At 62.0% G+C, this 18582-nt stretch carries 14 protein-coding genes; 8 read left to right on the top strand and 6 right to left on the bottom strand.

The window, feature by feature from the left end:
• Genes GR212_RS05920 through GR212_RS05905 form a run of 4 tightly spaced genes read right to left on the bottom strand, consistent with a single transcriptional unit; the run spans nt 1 to nt 4058 of the window.
• Nucleotides 1-1356 (bottom strand): aspartate aminotransferase family protein, encoded by a 1356-nt coding sequence (locus GR212_RS05920; RefSeq protein WP_163985529.1) that lies wholly within the window; start codon nt 1354-1356, stop codon nt 1-3.
• Between the two features lie 16 nt (nt 1357-1372).
• The gene (locus GR212_RS05915) at nt 1373-2023 is read right to left on the bottom strand and encodes an HAD-IA family hydrolase (RefSeq protein ID WP_163985528.1); all 651 of its coding nucleotides are present in this window, start codon (nt 2021-2023) and stop codon (nt 1373-1375) included.
• Nucleotides 2020-3273, bottom strand: a complete 1254-nt coding sequence (locus tag GR212_RS05910) for a Tm-1-like ATP-binding domain-containing protein (RefSeq protein ID WP_163985527.1) — start codon at nt 3271-3273, stop codon at nt 2020-2022. The genes GR212_RS05915 and GR212_RS05910 overlap by 4 nt, the downstream gene beginning before the upstream one ends.
• A complete protein-coding gene (locus GR212_RS05905; protein WP_163985526.1) occupies nt 3273-4058 on the bottom strand; it encodes an IclR family transcriptional regulator in 786 nt (261 codons plus the stop codon). The genes GR212_RS05910 and GR212_RS05905 overlap by 1 nt, the downstream gene beginning before the upstream one ends.
• A 317-nt stretch (nt 4059-4375) precedes the next feature.
• On the opposite strand from GR212_RS05905, the gene GR212_RS05900 reads away from it, so the two are divergent.
• The 3 genes from GR212_RS05900 to GR212_RS05890 all read left to right on the top strand — a co-directional run bounded on the left by GR212_RS05900 (nt 4376) and on the right by GR212_RS05890 (nt 8918).
• Nucleotides 4376-5830, top strand: coding sequence for an APC family permease (locus GR212_RS05900; protein WP_163985525.1), 1455 nt, complete (start codon nt 4376-4378; stop codon nt 5828-5830).
• A gap of 75 nt (nt 5831-5905) precedes the next feature.
• The gene (locus GR212_RS05895) at nt 5906-7384 is read left to right on the top strand and encodes an aldehyde dehydrogenase (protein WP_163985524.1); all 1479 of its coding nucleotides are present in this window, start codon (nt 5906-5908) and stop codon (nt 7382-7384) included.
• Between the two features lie 484 nt (nt 7385-7868).
• Complete coding sequence (locus GR212_RS05890) at nt 7869-8918, top strand: FecR family protein (protein WP_163985732.1); 1050 nt, start codon at nt 7869-7871, stop codon at nt 8916-8918.
• A gap of 35 nt (nt 8919-8953) precedes the next feature.
• Here the strand turns inward: GR212_RS05890 and GR212_RS05885 are convergent, their stop codons facing one another.
• Nucleotides 8954-11125, bottom strand: coding sequence for a CHASE2 domain-containing protein (locus GR212_RS05885; protein ID WP_246725690.1), 2172 nt, complete (start codon nt 11123-11125; stop codon nt 8954-8956).
• A gap of 279 nt (nt 11126-11404) precedes the next feature.
• A complete protein-coding gene (locus GR212_RS05880) occupies nt 11405-11764 on the bottom strand; it encodes an NIPSNAP family protein (RefSeq protein WP_163985523.1) in 360 nt (119 codons plus the stop codon).
• Nucleotides 11765-12139: 375 nt separating this feature from the next.
• Here GR212_RS05880 and GR212_RS05875 point away from each other — a divergent pair, with 375 nt between their 5' ends.
• The 5 genes from GR212_RS05875 to GR212_RS05855 all read left to right on the top strand — a co-directional run bounded on the left by GR212_RS05875 (nt 12140) and on the right by GR212_RS05855 (nt 18409).
• Nucleotides 12140-13801, top strand: coding sequence for an amidohydrolase (locus GR212_RS05875; protein WP_246725689.1), 1662 nt, complete (start codon nt 12140-12142; stop codon nt 13799-13801).
• 50 nt (nt 13802-13851) lie between these two features.
• Nucleotides 13852-15033 (top strand): ABC transporter substrate-binding protein, encoded by a 1182-nt coding sequence (locus GR212_RS05870; RefSeq protein ID WP_163985522.1) that lies wholly within the window; start codon nt 13852-13854, stop codon nt 15031-15033.
• A gap of 106 nt (nt 15034-15139) precedes the next feature.
• Nucleotides 15140-16009: a branched-chain amino acid ABC transporter permease gene (locus GR212_RS05865; protein WP_163985521.1), complete on the top strand. Its 870-nt coding sequence runs from the start codon at nt 15140-15142 to the stop codon at nt 16007-16009.
• Complete coding sequence (locus GR212_RS05860; RefSeq protein WP_163985520.1) at nt 15996-17711, top strand: branched-chain amino acid ABC transporter ATP-binding protein/permease; 1716 nt, start codon at nt 15996-15998, stop codon at nt 17709-17711. Before GR212_RS05865 ends, GR212_RS05860 begins: the two co-directional genes overlap by 14 nt.
• On the top strand, nt 17708-18409 hold the full coding sequence (locus GR212_RS05855) for an ABC transporter ATP-binding protein (RefSeq protein WP_163985519.1): 702 nt from the start codon (nt 17708-17710) through the stop codon (nt 18407-18409). The genes GR212_RS05860 and GR212_RS05855 overlap by 4 nt, the downstream gene beginning before the upstream one ends.
• The last annotated feature ends 173 nt before the right edge of the window (nt 18410-18582 follow it).

The following is an 18582-nucleotide window of genomic DNA, read 5'->3' as shown; positions in this document are numbered from 1 at the left end:
TCAGGCCCTCGCGGCGGCGAGACCTGCGTCGAGCGCGGTCAGGATCGTCTGGACATCCCCGGCCGTCACGATCAGCGGCGGCGACATGATGACGTTGGCGCCGGACGTGCGGACCATGACGCCGGCCTCATACGTCGCGTCATGGACTTTCTGGACGACGTCCTTGGCAGCTCCGCTCTTCTTCGCCCGGTCGCTGACGAGTTCGATGGCGCACATCAGGCCCTTGCCGCGCACGTCGCCGATCAATTCATGCTTGTTCTGCAACGCCTTCAATCCGGCCAGCAGCTCTTCTCCGCGGGCAGCGGCATTGGCGGCCACGTCGAGCTTCCTGGTTTCCTTCAATGTCGCAAGCGCTGCGGCGGCGCCCACCGGATGGCCGGAATAGGTGTAACCGTGGCCGATGTTGCCGACCGAGTTCTTGTTGCTCTCGAAGGCCTCGGCGACCTTGTCGGAGATCATCACGGCGCCGAAGGGGAAATAGCCGTTGGTGATGGCCTTCGCAGTCGACATCATGTCCGGCTTGACACCCCAGAGGCGCGATCCGGTCCAGGCACCGGTGCGGCCGAAGGCGGTGATGACCTCGTCGGCGATCAGCAGGATGCCGTGACGATCGCAGATCTCGCGCATCAGCGGCAGGAAGGTCTCGTGCGGGACGATGACTCCACCGGCACCCAGCACCGGTTCGACGATCAACGCGGCGATGGTGTCGGCGCCCTGGAAGGCGATTTCATCCTCGAAGAGCCTGCCGATGGCAGCGGCAATCTCCGCGCCGTCGGTGGTGTTGAACGGGTTGCGGTAGGTGAACGGGGCGGGCAGGTGGATGACGCCCGGAAGCAGCGGCTCGTAGTTGCGGCGGAAATTCTGGTTGCCGTTTACGGAGGCGCCACCGAAATGCGTGCCGTGATAGCCCTTCTTCAGCGCGACGAACTTGGTGCGCTCCGGCTGGCCGTTGACCTTGTGGTACTGGCGCGCCAGCCGCAGGCAGGTCTCGACCGAATCCGAACCGCCCGAGGTGAAGAAGGAACGGCTCAATCCATCCGGCTTGAACCATTCGGCAAGCTCGTAGGACAGTTCGATCAGCGGCGAGTTCGTCGTGCCGCGGAAGGTCGAATAATAAGGAAGCTCGTCGAGCTGGTCGCGGATTGCCTTCTTTACCGGTTCACAGGAGTAGCCGAGATTGACGTTCCACAGGCCGCCGACGGCGTCCAGCACCTTCTTGCCTTGAATATCGACGATCTCGACGCCTTCGCCGGAATTGACGATGCGCGGCGGATGTGCCTGCATTTCGGCCGGGTGAGCCATCGGGTGCCACAGGTGGCGGGCATTGTTTTCGATGATGAAATTGGTTTCACGCATGTCGATTCCTCTTGGTTCAGAGCCCCAGCAGGGCAAGTGCGCGGGCATAGCTTTCGGCAGGTCGGGTCACGTCGAAATGCACATAGGGCAGATTGACGGCTTCGGCGCCTTCGATGTTCTTCTTCTGGTCGTCCACGAAGACGCAGGCCTCGCGCGGCAGGTCGAGCTCGGAAAGAACGAGTTCGTAGGCGCGCGGATCGGGCTTGAGGATCTTCGTGTAGGTGGCATCGACGATGACGTCGAAAAGGTCGATCAGCGGAAAACGCTCGCGGAACTCGACGCCGTAGAACAGGTCGAGTTCGTTCGACAGGATGGCGAGCTTGAGACCGGCCTCCTTGGCGCGCAGGATGGCGTCGCGGGCTTCGGGACGCAGAACCAGTTCCGGCTCGGCGCCGCGCGCCCGGCGCACGAAGGTCTGCATGTCGGTCCAGTTTTCGCCGACCATTTTGCCGACCTCGCCGGTGCGCGTCAGCCAATAGTCCCGTTCGGTGATCTCGCGGTTCTGCATCGCGACCCAGAGCGGGTCCGTCGTCGTATCGAACGGTCCGAGCCAGGTCAGCGACCCCTTCGGAAGTCCGAGCGTGCGTTCGGTGATGTCGTGCGTTTCGAACAGGGTGCGGGTGACGACGCCGCCGAAGTCGAGGATAAGAGCACGTTCCTTTGTCATGGCCGTCCCTCCGGAATGACGCCCTCTGCGACCCAGGTGTCGAAGATGGCGAGTGCGGCGGCGGAGAAGGCCGGCGCGTTGATATGGGCATCGACTTCCTGCAGGGCGACGGAGGATGGAATGGCGTGCCGCATCTCATCGAGAAAAGCGTCGAGGCCTTCCGGGTCATGCAGCGGCTCATCCGGCTTGTCCCATTCCTGCAACCCTTCGGTCGGCAGCAGGAAGGCGATCCTCGCGTCGGAGCGTGCGAGCTTCTGTCCGATCAAGCGGGCGACTTCGCGGCGCCCCTCCGGCGATGTCGTTACCGATCCGATCAGCCGGTTATGGGCGTGATACGGACGGTCGGCGAAAATCTCCGGGAGTGCCTGCCAAGCCTGAAGATCGACCATGTCGACTGCGCCGGGCGCGACGATCTGCGGAATGCCGGCGCGGGCGGCATTCTCGAGTCTGTCCGGTCCGGAGGTGACCACGGAGCCGTAGTGATGATTGCTGACTTCCTGGATGCAGAAGTCGAAGACGGCAGCAAAGCCGCCCTGGGAGGCGATCGCTTCGTAGGCTCGTCCGCCCATGCCGGTGGAGTGGAACACGGCAACGTCATAACCGCGCTTTTCAAGCTCGGGCCGCAGATATTTCATGTATTTCAGGCAGGACGAGCCGAGCGAGGTCATGCCGACGAGCGGGCGCTTGTGATCGGGCCTGCTGCCATGCTTTGCCGCTCCTACGACCGCGCCGCAGGCCTGCGACAGGACAGAACGGCAGATACTGTTCAGACCATAGAGACCGCCGGCCCACAGGATCATCATCAGGTCCGGGGCGATACGTTCGGGTGGAATGAGATGGGAGTAGGCGATGGTGGAGACCACGAATTTCGGGACGCCGAGCGGCAGGACCGCGGCGACATCGAGCGCCAGATCCGTGCCCATCGAGCCGCCGAGCACGATCACGCCGTCGACCTGTCCGTCCTCATAGAGACGCCGGGTCAGAGCCGATGCGCCCTTCGCCATGGCTGCCATGGCGCTGTTTTCATCGCCGCTTTCGGTGATTTCCCCGATGGTGGTCGCGGCGGCCTTGGCTATATCATGCTTGGAATAATCGGGAGTGTAGGGTGGATCGCCGAGAATGCTGACATCCATCATGACCGGCTGGCCGCCGGCTTCCTCTATGACGGATGCCATGAATTGCAGTTCGTCGCATTTGGTGTCACCGGTTCCGATGACGAGTATCCTCGGCAGGGAAGCCTCAGGGCTCATCAATCTGTCCTCCTGATTTTTGGAATGGTTCCCATGGGTCTTTCCGACCCATAATATTTTTCTGAGATCGCATTGGCCGCGGCGACGGCCTGCGCGCCCAGTTCCTGGATGGCCGTCTTCGAGGTGCGGGAGAGAGGGGCGGCAATCGCCACGCAGCCAATCGGATGGCCATTGGGCGTGCGCACCGGCGCGGCCGTGCTGATGACGCCGGCCTCGAGGCCCTGATGGCTGATGGAAAAGCCGCGTGCCGCCGTCTCATCGAGCATCGCGCGCAGCAGCTGCGGATCGACGACGGTGTGGTCGGTAAATTGCTCGAGCGGCTTTCCAAGCGCTTCCTCGATCTCCGCCTGTGGGCAGAAGGCGAGGAATGCAAGGCCGGATGCAGTGGCGTGAAGGGGCAGAAGGCTGCCGACATCGACGATGATGCGGTGGGCGCGCGGCGAATCCTCCACATGAACGGTCGAAAGCCGTCCACCCGAGAATTCCGAGAGATGCACGGTCTCCGTCGATGATTCGGCGAGCGTCCTGATAAAGGGGATGGCAATCCGCAGCAGCGGAAAGCGGGCTTCGCGGATGCGTGCGAGGCGAACCGGCGCAGAGCCGATGCGATATCGGCGCGTCTCCAGATCCTGCTCGACGAAGCCGTACTTTTCCAGCTCCACCAGAAAGCGGCGTGCCGTCGCCTTGTCCAGCGCGCACAGGCGGGCGATGTCGGTCAGACCCGCCTCCTTGTCCAGCCGTGACAGGGTGTCCAGCAATGCAAGCGCCTTTCCGATCGTGCTCATCGTTCCTCCTCTTGGGTTGGTCAGCTTCCGATTTTGTGCGTCCAGCCGGGGCCTTTCGTCAAATCAGGTCGCTGACCCTGCGCCGCAGCACGATAGCAGCGACCCAAGATACTTAACATGCGAAATAACTTGACAGAGGTCAGGAATGTTTGCAAGTCTATATTTGAAGCTGTGGTTCAAATAATGAACCGTAAGCGCTGACGACGGCAAAATCAACAAAAGCATAAACCCCGCTCGTCAGTCCGGTTTTGGTGGAGGTCGCCTGCGCACCGTCGCAGCGATGATCGGATGTTCTTAAACAAGGGGAACCAACGCAGATGAACACACAAAATTCGCAAGGCGCGGCTGAAAACCAGCTGCGCAAGAACAGTCTCGGCGTGGGTGCCGTGACCTTTCTGGTCGTTTCGGCCGCAGCGCCGCTGACGGCGGTTGCCGGCGGCGTGCCGCTCTCCATGATGCTCGGCAATGGACCGGGCATACCGCTCACCTTCCTGTTGGTGACGGGCATTCTGTTGCTGTTTGCGGTCGGCTATGTCGCCATGGCTCGCCATATCCGCAATGCCGGCGCCTTCTATGCCTACACGGCTCAAGGCCTTGGCGGCCTCATGGGCGGCGCGGCCGCCCTGATCGCCATCCTTGCCTATAATGCCATGCAGGTCGGCGTTCTCGGGCTCTTTGGCGCGGCAACCAAGGGGTTCTTTGCCGATCAGCTCGGCATCGATCTCCCCTGGTGGGTCTGGAGCTATATCGGCGTCGCCTTCGTCGCCGTTTTCGGCTACCGTCGGGTCGATCTATCGGCGAAGGTGCTGACGGTGCTCGTCATTCTTGAATATGTCGTCGTGCTCGTCATCGACGCTGCTATTTTCGTGAAGGGCGGCGATGCAGGTCTTTCTGCCGCGCCCTTCACGCCTACGGCCTTCTGGAGCGGAACGCCGGCCATCGGTCTCCTCTTCTGCTTTGCTGCCTTCATCGGCTTCGAGGCAACGACCATCTACAGCGAGGAGGCTCGTGAGCCGGAAAAGACCGTGCCGCGCGCGACCTACATTTCCGTTCTCATCATCGGCCTCTTTTATATGCTGACCTCCTGGCTGATGGTGGCCGGCGCCGGCGTCGACAAGCTCGTTCCGACCCTGCAGGGCCTTGCCGATCCGACGACCTTCCTCTTCGGCCTTGCCGAGCGCTATGTCGGCCACTGGATCACCGTCGTGATGAGCGTTCTTTTCATCACCAGCCTGTTTGCCGGCATCCTCGCCTTCCACAATGGCGTGGCGCGTTACATGTATGTCGCCGGTCGCGAGGGCTTGCTGCCGAAGTCGGTCGGCGTCACGCATCCGATCTTCCAGAGCCCGCATGTCGGTTCGATCATTCAGACCGTCATCGCCGTGCTGGTGGTTACGCTGTTTGCGGTGACGGGTCAGGATCCGGTGCTGGCGCTCTTCTCCTGGCTCACCAATGTCGCCACGCTGGCAATCATCCTGCTGATGGCGTTCACCGCCTTCTCGATCGTGGCGTTCTTCAGCCGCAATCCGGGGCTTGAGCGCAACGTGCTGGCGATCAAGGTGTTGCCGATCGTAACGGGTCTGATCCTTCTCGCGCTCGTCTACTATATCTCGGCGAACTTCGGCGCTATTGCCGGTGCCAATGGCGCGCTTGCCGTAGTGTTGCCGGGGCTCGTGCTGATCGCGGCGATCGTCGGATTTATCGCCGCGGCTCGCCTGAAGTCGTCGGATGCGGCAAGCTATGCCCGCCTCGGTGCCGGCCAGGAAGCCTGAGCCAGTTCCAATCGGGGTGGCGGGGAGGACCCGCCACCCTCTTCGTAAGAGCCACCCTCTTTGTGAGAGAATGAGATGCAGGACAAGATCGACCAGCTCCGGACATTATCCGTTGCCCCGCAGGCATTGTTCATCGGCGGCGCCTGGCGCCAGCCGGTCAGCGGCGCTGCCATGGATGTCATTTCGCCGATCGACGGAACGAGGCTGACCACGATTGCCGATGCCGGCACCGAAGATGTCGATCTTGCCGTCAAGGCGTCACGTCATGCCTTCGAAAAGGGCAGCTGGTCGAAAGCCGCTCCGGCGGAGCGCAAGAAAGTTCTGTTGAAGATTGCCGAACTGATCGAGAAGAACGCGCTCGAACTGGCCGTGCTCGGCGTAAGGGACAATGGCACGGAAATCTCGATGGCGCTGAAGGCCGAACCCGGCAGTGCCGCAGGCACCTTCCGCTACTATGCCGAGGCGATCGACAAGGTCTATGGAGAGATCGCACCGACGGCGCAGAATATTCTGGGTCTCGTCCATCGCGAGCCTATCGGCGTCGTGGCCGCCATCGTGCCATGGAATTTCCCGATGATGATCGGCGCCTGGAAGATTGCCCCGGCGCTTGCCGCCGGCAATTCCGTGGTGCTGAAACCCGCCGAAGGCGCGTCGCTGACGCTGCTGCGGCTTGCCGAAATTTGCACGGAAGCCGGCTTGCCTGAAGGCGTACTCAACGTCGTCACCGGGCGCGGCGCGGTCTGCGGCGAGGCGCTCGGACTGCATATGGAAGTCGACGTCCTCGCCTTCACCGGCTCCGGCCCCGTCGGACGCCGGCTTCTGGAGTATTCGGCGCGCTCGAACCTGAAGCGCGTCTATCTGGAGCTTGGCGGCAAGTCTCCGAACATCGTCTTTGCCGATGCGCCCGATCTCGATCAGGCGGCCAAGGTGTCGGCCTATGGTATCTTCCGCAATTCCGGGCAGGTTTGTGTCGCCGGTTCGCGGCTGCTCGTCGAAAAGTCGATCCACGCCGCCTTCTCCGAGAAGGTCGCTCGCATCGCCGAGAGCATGAAGGTCGGAGACCCGCTGCAGCTGACGACGGAAGCAGGTGCCATTTCCAGCGAGATCCAGCTGAAGAAGGATCTCGGCTTTATCTCGCAGGCGGTGTCGGAGGGCGCGTCGCTGCGCACCGGCGGTTCGCGCATTCTCGAGGAGACCGGCGGCTACTACATGCGGCCTGCGGTGTTTGAGGTGACGCAATCCATGACCCTGGCACGCGAAGAGGTGTTCGGGCCGATCCTGTCGATCATACCTTTCGAGACGGAGGCGGAGGCCTTGCAGATCGCCAATGCCACGGAATACGGCCTGGCCTCGGCCGTGTGGACGTCCAACCTGTCGCGCGCCCACCGGATGGTGCGTGGGATCCGCGCCGGCGTGGTGCATGTCAACACCTATGGCGGCGCCGATAACAGCGTGCCGCTCGGTGGCGTCAAGCAATCCGGCAACGGCCACGACAAGTCGCTGCACGCGCTCGATAAGTATGTCGACCTGAAGACGGCATGGATCCAGCTCTGAAGCTGTCCTCTCCCGACATCGGCCGGTCTGACGCCGGCCGACACCGCGTCTCGCAGATGTTCGTTCTGCGAGCGACGCGTGATGGACGCGCCTTGATATATTCCATAAAAATATTTTAAAACATATAGTTAGAGCTATATATGCTCAATGGTGTCACGCCACTTCTGCGATAAAGCCGTGTCAGGCGACGAGTTCCTTCGAAGATCGGTTCAATACCGCGCTCCGATAATATCCGGTCAATTTTGATGGGTGAGGTTGGAGTGGCAGGCGGTCATATTGAAGAATTCGAGCAAGCCGGAATGTCGTATAGGTCTTGCCGAACGGTCTTCGTGAAGTTTTGTCGAGAACACACACCATGGATTGTGTCCGGTTATCGCCGGGCCCAATGCGGCAATAGCTCTGCCTTCATCGCCTATACTCAGAAAGGATGATGGGACATCCGGGATTATCCCATGGTAAAATGGAAATAATCTTGGAGGGTGGGATGTTGTCTCTGCGTGACGCCGCGATCGCTGTGCTGAGCGCGACGCTGCTCGCGCCGTTGTCTTCAGAAGCCGCCGAGGCGGTCGGCCAGGCGGTGCTGATCAAGACCGAAGTGACGGGTGCCGGCGGTCCGCTGGCCGTCGATGATCCCGTCCACCGGGACGAGAAAATTCGCACGTCCCTTTCCGGCCTCGGACAGTTCACATTTCGAGATGGTACGAAATTGGCTGTCGGAGCCGGCTCGTCCGTGGTCATCGACAAATTCGTCTTCGATGACTCGGGTTCGGTGAAAAAGCTTACCATAAATGCCGCGAAGGGGACCTTTCGCTGGATAAGCGGAAATTCAAAGTCCTCGGCCTATCAAATCGTCACGCCCGCCGGAACGATCGGCGTGCGCGGGACGGTGTTTGATTTCTATGTCGGAGCGAACGGCACGACGGCTGTCGTTCTCTTGAATGGAGCCGCTCAGTTCTGCGGCGCGGGTGGCTGCAGGCAGTTGAAGCAGCAATGCGACTGCGTCGTTGCCAACCGCAACGGTCAGATAAGCGATCCTCGCCGGGTCAACCGCGACATTCTCAAGACGCTCGGCAACCAGCGAGCCCTGCCGTTTCTATCCGGAGATCAACAACTTTCAGGACGAATGGGCTTTGCCGGCGGTGGCGGATGCGGTCTGTCGACGGCGATGAAAGATCAGCCGAGCGGCACATCGCCGCGCAGCGTTCCGGCCAATAATCCCGCTCCGACCCAGCCCAACACGCCGAACGTACCCAGCACACAGCAATCGCCGAGCACCACAGCACCGGACACGTCCGAAACTCCCAGCACGCCGAATGTCCCAAATCCGCCGAGCACGCCCGGCAAGCCACCCAAGCACGGCGGCGGCGAAGGCGAGCATCACCACCATCATGACCATCACGATCACCACGATCATCATGACCATCATCATGGCAGAGGCGACCACGGCTGGGGCCACCATGACTGGAGCAACCGGAACAGCGATGGCGATGACGGCGATCATGACACTCACGACCAGGGGCATCATCGCCGGTAGGAGACAGGAGACGAGGGCGGCGGTTGCGGGATCAGCTAGAGGTCGGCCGCTTTTTTGGCAGGTTCGTCGACAAAGTGTCCGGCTCGGCGCGAAATCTGACTGTAAAACTCCCGCAGCAGCCCAGTCGTTGCGACCTCCGCCTTGAGTTTTGTGGCACCGAGAAGTTTGCGGCTGCTCGGCGACCGTATTTGCAGGGCAGCGACAAGCCGCCTGTGCATGGCCTGAAGCTCGGTAAAATCAGCGGCCTTTGCCAGGCGCGCATCGCCGACCACAGCAAAGAGCTTGGTTCGCATACTCTTGCCCTTCAGCGTCAGCGCTCCGGCCTCGAGCAGGGCGCAATCGGGCAGCAGGCTGGCTGTCGGTTCCGACACGAGAATATCGAAGCTGATGTCCTTGCAGGCCGATTCGATGCGTGCGGCAATGTTCACGGCATCGCCGACCGCCGTGTAGTTGAAGCGTGTCTCGGCGCCCATGTTGCCGACGCATGCAAGCCCCGTATGTATGCCGATTCCTATTCCGACCCGCCGCGCGTCTCCGAAACCGAATGCATCGTCGCTGTTGAGGCGGCTGAGCGTTTCCCGCATGCCCAGGGCCGCCCGCACGGCCTTGCCGGCATGGTCGGAGACATCCACGGGAGCGTTCCAGAAGGCCATGATCGAATCCCCGATGAACTTGTCGAGCGTGCCATCGTTGGCAATGACATGGTGGCTCAGCGCATCGAGCAGCGTGTTGAGAAACGCGACGACGGCGCTGGGTGTCAACTCCTCGCTGATCTGGGTGAAGTTTCGCACGTCGACGAACATGACGGTCAGCTCGCGCTCATCTCCTCCAAGGCGAAGGGCATTGCGCGTATGCTCGATGCGGTAGAGCAGCGATGGCGAGAGATAGTGGCCGAAAGCCCGCCGCACGTCGCGTCGCTCCCGATCGGTCACCAGAAAGCGGAATGCCGTCGCCGCGAAATGCGTGATCGATCCGGCGACAATGGGCGCCAGCGGGTCGAAGAGAAGGCCACCGTAAAGGAAGGCGAGCCAGGAGGCCACAAGAGCAAAAAAGGTAATCAGCAGGCCGCAGCCAAGCGCAACGGCCGGATTGACGAAGGTGGTAAGGATCACCAGCAGGCTGCCCAATACGGCAATGGACAGGATTTCCAGCCCGTCTGCCCAATCCGGCCGGGAAAGGAAGCGGCCTGAAAGGATCTGCTCGAGGATCTGCGCATGGATGGAAACACCCGGCACGTTTTCACCAAGGGCTGTCGTGCGGACATCCTGGAGGCCGGACGCAGAGGTTCCGACGAACACGATGCTGCCCTCGATGGCGGTTCTGATATCGGCGGAGGCGCCTCCTGCCGCAAGCACCTTGCTTGCCGAAATATACCGTTCCGGCGTATCGGGGCTGATATAGAGCCAGAGCTCTCCGGCCGCCGTTACCGGCACCACGAAATTCCCGATCTTGACCCGGGTGAGCGTATTCGGCGTGTCCGGCGCCGCGTCGAGTATGTAGGTGGAGGCCCCTTGTGCGACGCGGAGCGCCTCGAGCGCAAGACTGGGGTAAAGCTGCTTGCCGCTGCTGAGAAAAAGCGGCACCGAGCGCACCACCGCCGACGATGCGCCAGGATTGAGGCTGATATGACCGAGACCGGCGGCGTTGGCCTCCAGTTTCGGCTGCAGCGGCGTTGCTGCCTTGATTGCCGGCGGTGCATCGAAGGGACTTTCGCCCGTATAGGCAAAGCCCGCCTTGACCGGCGGCAGATAGCTTCCTTCGTTGGACAGGCCGAAGCCCAGGACCACCGGTCTTCCCGACAGCGATTGCGAAAAAATCTCGTCATTATCCGGCAGCTTGCCCAGCAGCGAGGGGTCGATGCCGGTGACATCGCGAACGACATTGCTGGGAGACAGGCGATCGGGCTCGGCAAAGAGAATATCGAAAGCGATGGCGGACGCGCCCATATCGGAAAGCCTGTCCACAAGGGCGGCAATCCGGTTTCTCGGCCAAGGCCATTGACCGAACTCGCGTAGCGACGCCTCGTCTATGTCGATCACCCGGACGGGCTGGTTCTCGAAGGTCCGGGGCACCAGGCGCTGATACTGGTCGAATGTCAGATCGCGGGCGAGCCTCAGCAACTGAGGATCGCTTGCCCGCAGGATCGTCAGTGCTGTAACGATGGCCAGGCCGATAACGACGCCAACTTGCTGCGCACGCGTCACCATTGCGGTGTCAGTCCTTTTGCCCCGCATCCCTCGGCAACAAGCAGCAATTCGGAAAATACAGAGATCTATTGGTCTGCAATTGCACCAAGGAAGAATATGCTGCCTTGTTCCCGGCAACGATGCAATGAGCAAAGTATCCAAGAGATGCGGAACAGAATTTTCAGCCGGTCATATCAGGCATGAGCCTTGCAGGATTCGCTTGCGGAACCTCGATGTCGTTGTCTGGCCAAACCTTGTGAGAGGTGGATGTCTTACCCGATAAGAGACATGGCGTGCCGTTCACAGAAGCCGCTCGAGAAAGACACGCTCGTAGCTCCGAAATGGCGGGTTATTGCCATATCGTGAATTCGCCTCGACACCGTCCGCGTCTCTGGCCGCTTCTTCACGATATCGGAAATAGGCTGCGTCATCCGGAAAAGTGAACCGCGCTATGGCGATGTCGCTGGCGCCATCCCTGCCCATTCCAGGGAAGCTTACGGCGGACCCGGCCGGACCCTCGCGAGAAATGAAGTATCCGTAGTGCGTCCCGCCGTAACGCTCGATCAGCATCATCCACGTCCGGGCATAGGCTTTGAATTCGTCCATTGCATTTTGGTCGATGAAATAGCGAACTTCGCAAATCACGGGGCTGGTGGACATGGAAACTCCTCGGCGAGCTGCCGGCCTGATTTACGGGGCTTTGCGAACAAGCCCGTCGACCGGCTCACCGGCATTTATACGGCCCTTCGTCACCGACGCCAGACATATGACAATGAGGACGCTTCCTCAGACGACGGATTTCATGGGCTGCCGCCCGATGGCTGTCGGTGCCGATGGTGGCTGTCTTGTCAGTTGCGCGTGCTCCGGCTTCGAAGTCTCGACCGTCGTTGGGCATATTCGATCGGATTTCCACAGTCGATTGCCATCGTCGCCGATATAATTAACGTGTGAACTATATTGACAAACGTGTCGGTCTGCATCACCCTAATATTTGAATAAGTGGTTCGAATAATGAACCGAAGCGGGAACAGATCAATGACCACCATGCTCGGCTCCGCCGACCTCATTCTGACCAATGGACGAATCTATACTGTCGAGCCGGCCCACCCTTGGGTGGAGGCTCTTGCCATCAAGGACGGCCGCATCATGGCCGTCGGAAGCAGGGTCGAAATCGAAGCGCTGAAGGGCGCGGATACGAAAGTGGTCGACCTTGCCGGCAAGATGGCGATGCCGGGCTTCGTCGATATCCACAACCACATCATGATGGGCGGGCAGGCCGACCTGTTCGAAACCCAGCTTCCCGCCGGCGCATCGGTCGATGCGATCTGCGCCCATGTCCGCGCGCAGGCCGAGATCGCGCCGCAAGGGCAGTGGATCGTCGCCAATCAATGGGGCGCCGACATGATCACGGCGCTCAATAGCGAAGCCTCGCTCACGAAACTCGACGAAGCCAGCCTTGGGCATCCCGTCCTTCTGCGCGACGAGACCATGCATAACCGCTGGGTCAACAGCGAGGCGATGCGGCTTGCCGGCATCTCCGACAACCAGCCCGATCCGCCGCAGGGTTCCTTCGGGCGCGATCCCGCCACCGGCAGGCTGACAGGTCTGCTGATCGAATCCGCCGCCGGCATCGTCGAACGGACCGCCGCCGAGGCATTCACGGAAGAGATGGGCGAGGCCGCGGTTGCGCGCGCCAACGAGATCGTCAATTCCTACGGCGTGACGGCTTTCCAGGACGCCGCCTCGGTGCTGCCGATCCTGAAGGCGCTCAAGCATCTCGATATCAAGGGCACGCTGACCGCCTGGGCTGTGACCTCACTGCCGCTGATCGAGCCGAGCTTCATGTTCGGTCTTTCCGGCGATGCCCTGCTGGCCCTGCGGGACGAATTCCGCAGCGCGCATGTAAAGCCGAATTTCACCAAGATCTTTCTGGACGGCGTTCCCGGCGCGCGCACGGCCGCCTTCCATGATCCCTATGTTGCGGATGCCGCGCATCCTGAAGGTCATCGCGGCGAGGTGCTGGTCAGCTATCCCGATCTGGTTCGCCACATCGACAAGTCCGAAAAGCTCGGCATGGGATTGAAGATCCACTGCACGGGCGACTATTCCGTGACCGAGATGCTCGATGCGGTCGAGGCGGTCAGACATTTCAACGGTCCGACCGATATCAAGCATCATATCGCCCATGCGAGCTACATCCGGGATGAGGATGTCGGCCGTTTCGGCCCGCTCGGCGTCGTCGCCGATCTCTGCCCGATGATCTGGTATCCGACGACCTTCCTCGAGGGCCACAAGGAGGCGATGGGCGAAGAGCGTGCCACGCGCTTCTGGCCGATCGCGAGCCTGAAGGCCACCGGGGCGCTGCTGGCCGGCGGGTCCGACTGGCCGGTCATTCCGATCCCGGATCCCTGGAACGGCATCGAGGGGATGGTGACGCGCCAGAATCCATCCGGCGCCTTTCCGGGCGTCTCGCTCTGGGCCGAGCAGGCAATCGATCTGGCCTCGGCGATCGAGATCTACACGCTCAATTCGGCAAAGGCGATGCGGATCGACGCTGAAACGGGTTCGCTTGCCGTAGGCAAGTCCGCGGACGTCATCGTGCTCGATCAGAACGTCTTCGAGGTGCCGGCCGATCGCATCGCCGACACGAAAGTATTGACCACCTATTTCGCAGGTCAAGCCGTCTACCAGCGCTAGAGGGCGCGGCGAAGAGGAAGCGCCGCACATAAAAGGGAAAGGGAACAGAAATGAAATTGAGATCAGCATTCATTGCTCTGGGGCTGGCGGCCGCCGGCCTGGCATTTACGGGATCGTCCGCCTTTGCGGCCGGCCCGACCTGCAAGGACGGGCCGATCAAGATCGGGGCCGTCTCGACCGTTACGGGCGTGGTCGACTTTTCCGACGCGCCGAAGGCCACCAAGGCTGTCTTCGAGCAGTTGAACGACGCGGGCGGCATCAACGGCTGCAAGATCGAATACTCGCTCGCCGACGACAAGGGTGATCCGCAGGTGGCAGCCCAGGCCGCACGCGACCTCATCGACAACAAGGGCGTCGTGGCGCTCGCGGGCGGCGCGAGCCTGCTCGACTGCGCCGTCAATGCGGGAACGTACAACCGCAACGACGTGCTCTCGGTTCAGGGTGTCGGCGTCGATCCCCTCTGCTTCAACGCACCGAGCATCTCGCCCGTGAACGTCGGCCCCTTTACGCTGACCACGGTCATGCTCGATTATGCGACGAAGAACCTCGGGGCAAAGAAGGTCTGCGCTTTCTTCCTGATCCTCGGCGGCACGCAGGAAGCCTATGGCAACGCGGTCGCGGCATGGCAGAAGATGAGCGGCAACAATGTCGGCCTGGTCGACATGACCCTGCCGCCGCAGGGTGATCTGACGCCTTATGTCATCAAGGCGCGTGACGCCGGTTGCGATGCCGTGCTCACCAATCAGGTCGAGCCGGGCGTCGTGCAATGGGTGAAGACCGCCGATGCCCAGAAGATTTCCGGCATCAACTGGCTGTTCCTAGCACCCGGCTACACCGAAGGCGTCGCCAAGGCGCTGGCCGACAGCAAGCAGCCGATCTATGTCGGAACCGAATGGGAGCCCTATACGGAAAACAACGACGCGAACGCCGACTGGATCAAGACCATGGACAAGGCCGGTCTGCCGAAGACTGCCTTTTCGCAGGGCGGCTATCTCGCCGCCAAGGTCATGATCGACACGATCTCCGGCATCGATGGCGAAGTGAGCCGCGATGCGGTGACATCCGCGCTGAAGGAAGGCAAGGAGCTGCATTATTCGCTGGCCGGCAGCCCCTATGTCTTCGGTGACGCCCGGGCTCACTCGCCGATGAAGGCCACCAAGATCATGCAGCTCGTCGATGGCAAGTGGACTGTCAAGACGCCGGATTGGTACACGCTGGCGAAGGCCAAGTAATGGCGCGTGTGCCCGGCCCTGTCCTTTCGACGGCAGGGCCGGGCACCGGCCCGACGCGATGATCTGATCTGGCGAGGCACGACGTGCCCGTCTCCGGAGTTCCGCAATGAACGCTCTCTTCACAGCCGCTGTGGCTGGTCTTTCCGCAGGTGGTGCCTATGCCATCCTGGGTGTCTGCGCGATTTTCACCTATCGTCTGGTGGCCGTCGTGAATTTTACCGGCGCCGCGATCGGTGCCACCGGCACCTTCATCATGGTCGCGCTGCATGAGGCCGGCGTGCCGTTGCTGCCGGCCGCCCTGCTGGGCATCGCCGCCGGCGCCGTCAGCGGTATCCTGATCGGTCTCGTCATGACGACCTGGTTTGCCAATACCAATGCGTCCACCAAGGCGGCGGTGACTGCCGCGCTGCTGGTCGGCATCATTGCCATCGGTCTGCGCCTTTCCGGCGGACAGCATCCGCATTCTTTCCCGGAGATCATCGCCGGGTCGGCTTTCCGCCTCGCCGGTGTCGAGGTGACCTGGGCGGCCGTCACCACGCTTATTCTTTCCGTCGTCTTCACCATAGCGACGGAGCAATTCCTGGCTCGGACCCGCATCGGTCTGCAATTGCGGGCGCTGTCCCAGCGGCCGATGGCGGCGGAGCTGATCGGCATTCGGGTGCGGCTGCTGGCGCTCGGCGTCTGGGCGGTGACGGGGGCCGTGACCTCCTTCGCACTGATGATCATTGCGCCACTGCGCTCGCCGGATTTTGCCTCATTGAGCCTGCTCGTCGTGCCGGCATTGGCCGCGGCCCTGATCGGCGCCTTCGCCAGCTTTCGGGCCGCTCTTCTCGGCGGCATGACGATCGGCGTGTTGGAAGGCGCCGTCAGCGCGATCGATTTCGTCAGCCAGTATCGCAGCACCGTTCCCTTTATCGTCATTCTTGCCGTCCTTCTGTGGTCGCAAAGAGGAGCCCGCTGGGATGAAGCACGCTAGTTTCCGCGCAGCCATTGTGACGGCCCTGTCGCTTGCGGCCGTCGGCGCCCTTATTCTTCTGCTTCTGCCCAAATACTGGGTATTCCTGCTCACGGCGGTTTTCATCACCGGCATCGCGTTGCAGAGCCTCGGCCTGGTCGCCGGACGCACCGGCATGATTTCGCTCTGCCAAATGTCCTTTGCCGGCGTCGGCGCCTGGGTGACCGGATACCTGAATGTCATCGAGGCGCCGGGCGGTCTTGTCGTCTGGATGATCGTCGGCGGTCTTGCGGCCGTGCCCGTCGGTATCGCCATCGGCCTGCCGGCGCTGCGCCTGCGCGGCATCAATCTGGCGATCGTTACCCTCGGCTTCGCCGCGGCGTTCGACACGGTGCTGGCGACGATCACATTTCCGGGACAGACCACGTTCACGCAAGTCGTGCGGCCCTCGCTCTTCGAGGGTGATTACGGCTTCTTCGTCTTCGTGCTCGTCGTCTACGGCGTGATCGCGGTGGCTCTCGAATTCGTCAGCCGCTCCCGGCTTGGCGCTTCCTGGCTTGCCGTCCGGCATTCGGAACGGGCGGCAGCGGCGCATGGGGTCTCGATCCCCCGCGCAAAGCTCAGTGCCTTTGCCATCAGCGCCTTCGTTTCCGGCGTGTCGGGTGGTCTGCTGGCCGGCTATCTCGGGACACTGGTCTCGGAAAACTTCTCGATGATGCAGTCGCTGGCGCTCTTTGCCGTTGCGACCATGGTCGGCGCGCATTTCACGCTCGGGGCCGTGATAGGCGGGATGCTGATCACGTTGTTTCCGGAACTCCTGCGCAGGCTCAACCTGCCGCAGGATGTCGGCAATGTCTTCTTCGCCATCGGCGCCGTGCATGCTCTTTCCTCCGGCGAAACCATCAGCGAGACCTGGGCACGGCTGGCGGGCAAGCTGCTTCCAAAACGTTCGGGCGCATTCACCCACAGGCAATCAGGCCATCTTCCGGCCGCCGCCGCCCATGAGCAGGGACTGGCGCTGGAGGTCAGCGACCTGACGGTCCGTTACGGTGCCGTCGTCGCGCTCGACAAGGTCAACCTGAAGGTGCCCGCCGGCACGGTCGTCGGCCTGGTCGGACCGAACGGCGCCGGGAAGTCGACCATGGTCGACGCGATCGCCGGGTTTCTGGCCCGCTATGACGGCTCGATCAAGTTGAACGGCAAGCCCTTGGAAGGCTTCTCCGCCACCGGCCGCGCCCGGCTGGGCATCCGCCGCACTTGGCAGACGACACGCATCGCGCCGGAACTGAGTGTCGGAAACTATATGCGGCTTGCCGCGGGCACCATCAGCGACGACGAGCTTTCCGCCATTCTGCAATGGTTCGACTGCCCGCCGGCCGATACGCCGATCGCCTCCGTCGATGCCGGCACGCGCCGCCTGCTCGATGTCGCCGGTGTCGTCGCGTCGCGCGCGCCTGTCATCCTTCTCGATGAGCCGGCGGCCGGCCAGTCCTATGCCGACGCGGTGAAGCTGGGCGAGCGGATTGCTGCAATTCCGGAGACTTTCGGCAGCGCCGTGCTTCTGATCGAGCATGACATGGATCTCGTGCGGCGGGCCTGCTCGGCGATCACCGTGTTCGATTTCGGGCGCGTGATCGCCAGTGGTGATCCGCAAAGCGTGCTCGCCATGCCGATCGTTCAGAAAGCCTACATGGGCATCGAACTCGAGGAGGCTGCCGAATGACTGCGCTTTCCATCAAGGGTCTCGTCGTCAATCGCTCGGGGATTCCGGTCGTTCGCGGCGTGGATCTCACGGTCTCGAGCGGCGAGATCAGTGTCCTTCTCGGTTCGAACGGGGCCGGCAAGACAACGCTGCTCGAAAGCCTTTCGGGGATCATCCCGGCCGCGTCCGGCTCGGTCACGATGGACGGCGCGGAACTGCTGAAGCTGCGCGCAGGCTTGCGCGCCCGAGCCGGCATCAGCCATGTCGAGCAGGGGCGAACGGTCTTTCCGGACATGACCACTGAGGAGAATCTCAAGGTGGCGCTCGATCCGGCCGCGGATCTGCAGGAGGCCTACGACCTGTTTCCGGAACTGCTCCAGCGGCGCAATATCAAGGCCGGCATGCTGTCGGGCGGCGAGCAGCAGATGGTCGTTATCGCCCGCTCGCTCCTGACGAGACCGAAGGTCGTCATGATCGACGAGATGTCCTCCGGTCTGGCGCCAGTCATCGTCAGCCGCCTGATGCGGGCCGTCAGGCAACTGGCCGACGCCGGCATGGCGGTCATTCTGGTCGAGCAGTTCGCCGCCCTTGCCCTTGCGATCGGCAACCGCGCCTATGTGCTGCGACGAGGCGCCATCGTCTATGACGGCGATTGCACCACGCTTGCCAACGATCCGGCGCAGCTTCATCGCCTCTATCTCGGCGATGCCGCTGCCTGACGATACAACGGCGCTCTGCAATAACGAAAGGGGATGCGATCTATGAAGGCATCCCCTTTCTTTTGGCCTTTGGACACTCTGGAGCGCGGAGCAATTCCAGGAAAAGTGGATAGCGGTTTTCCGCCCGGAATTGCGTAAAAACAAAAGGATAGAGCGTTTTCGCGATTCCGAGG

Origin of the sequence: Martinezella lusitana, assembly GCF_010668395.1 — a bacterium.
Classification (GTDB): domain Bacteria; phylum Pseudomonadota; class Alphaproteobacteria; order Rhizobiales; family Rhizobiaceae; genus Rhizobium; species Rhizobium lusitanum_A.
Note: the sequence above shows the minus strand (reverse complement) of the source record. Positions and strands in the feature narration are given on the sequence as shown.

Excerpts from the sequence above, each read along its gene's own strand:
- GR212_RS05915 (WP_163985528.1), bottom strand. The coding sequence starts at position 2,023 with ATGACAAAGGAACGTGCTCTTATCCTCGACTTCGGCGGCGTCGTCACC.
- GR212_RS05890 (WP_163985732.1), top strand. The coding sequence starts at position 7,869 with ATGTTGTCTCTGCGTGACGCCGCGATCGCTGTGCTGAGCGCGACGCTG.
- GR212_RS05875 (WP_246725689.1), top strand. The coding sequence starts at position 12,140 with ATGACCACCATGCTCGGCTCCGCCGACCTCATTCTGACCAATGGACGA.
- GR212_RS05860 (WP_163985520.1), top strand. The coding sequence starts at position 15,996 with ATGAAGCACGCTAGTTTCCGCGCAGCCATTGTGACGGCCCTGTCGCTT.
- GR212_RS05855 (WP_163985519.1), top strand. The coding sequence starts at position 17,708 with ATGACTGCGCTTTCCATCAAGGGTCTCGTCGTCAATCGCTCGGGGATT.
- GR212_RS05910 (WP_163985527.1), bottom strand. The coding sequence starts at position 3,273 with ATGAGCCCTGAGGCTTCCCTGCCGAGGATACTCGTCATCGGAACCGGT.
- GR212_RS05865 (WP_163985521.1), top strand. The coding sequence starts at position 15,140 with ATGAACGCTCTCTTCACAGCCGCTGTGGCTGGTCTTTCCGCAGGTGGT.
- GR212_RS05895 (WP_163985524.1), top strand. The coding sequence starts at position 5,906 with ATGCAGGACAAGATCGACCAGCTCCGGACATTATCCGTTGCCCCGCAG.
- GR212_RS05880 (WP_163985523.1), bottom strand. The coding sequence starts at position 11,764 with ATGTCCACCAGCCCCGTGATTTGCGAAGTTCGCTATTTCATCGACCAA.
- GR212_RS05885 (WP_246725690.1), bottom strand. The coding sequence starts at position 11,125 with ATGGTGACGCGTGCGCAGCAAGTTGGCGTCGTTATCGGCCTGGCCATC.
- GR212_RS05905 (WP_163985526.1), bottom strand. The coding sequence starts at position 4,058 with ATGAGCACGATCGGAAAGGCGCTTGCATTGCTGGACACCCTGTCACGG.
- GR212_RS05870 (WP_163985522.1), top strand. The coding sequence starts at position 13,852 with ATGAAATTGAGATCAGCATTCATTGCTCTGGGGCTGGCGGCCGCCGGC.
- GR212_RS05900 (WP_163985525.1), top strand. The coding sequence starts at position 4,376 with ATGAACACACAAAATTCGCAAGGCGCGGCTGAAAACCAGCTGCGCAAG.
- GR212_RS05920 (WP_163985529.1), bottom strand. The coding sequence starts at position 1,356 with ATGCGTGAAACCAATTTCATCATCGAAAACAATGCCCGCCACCTGTGG.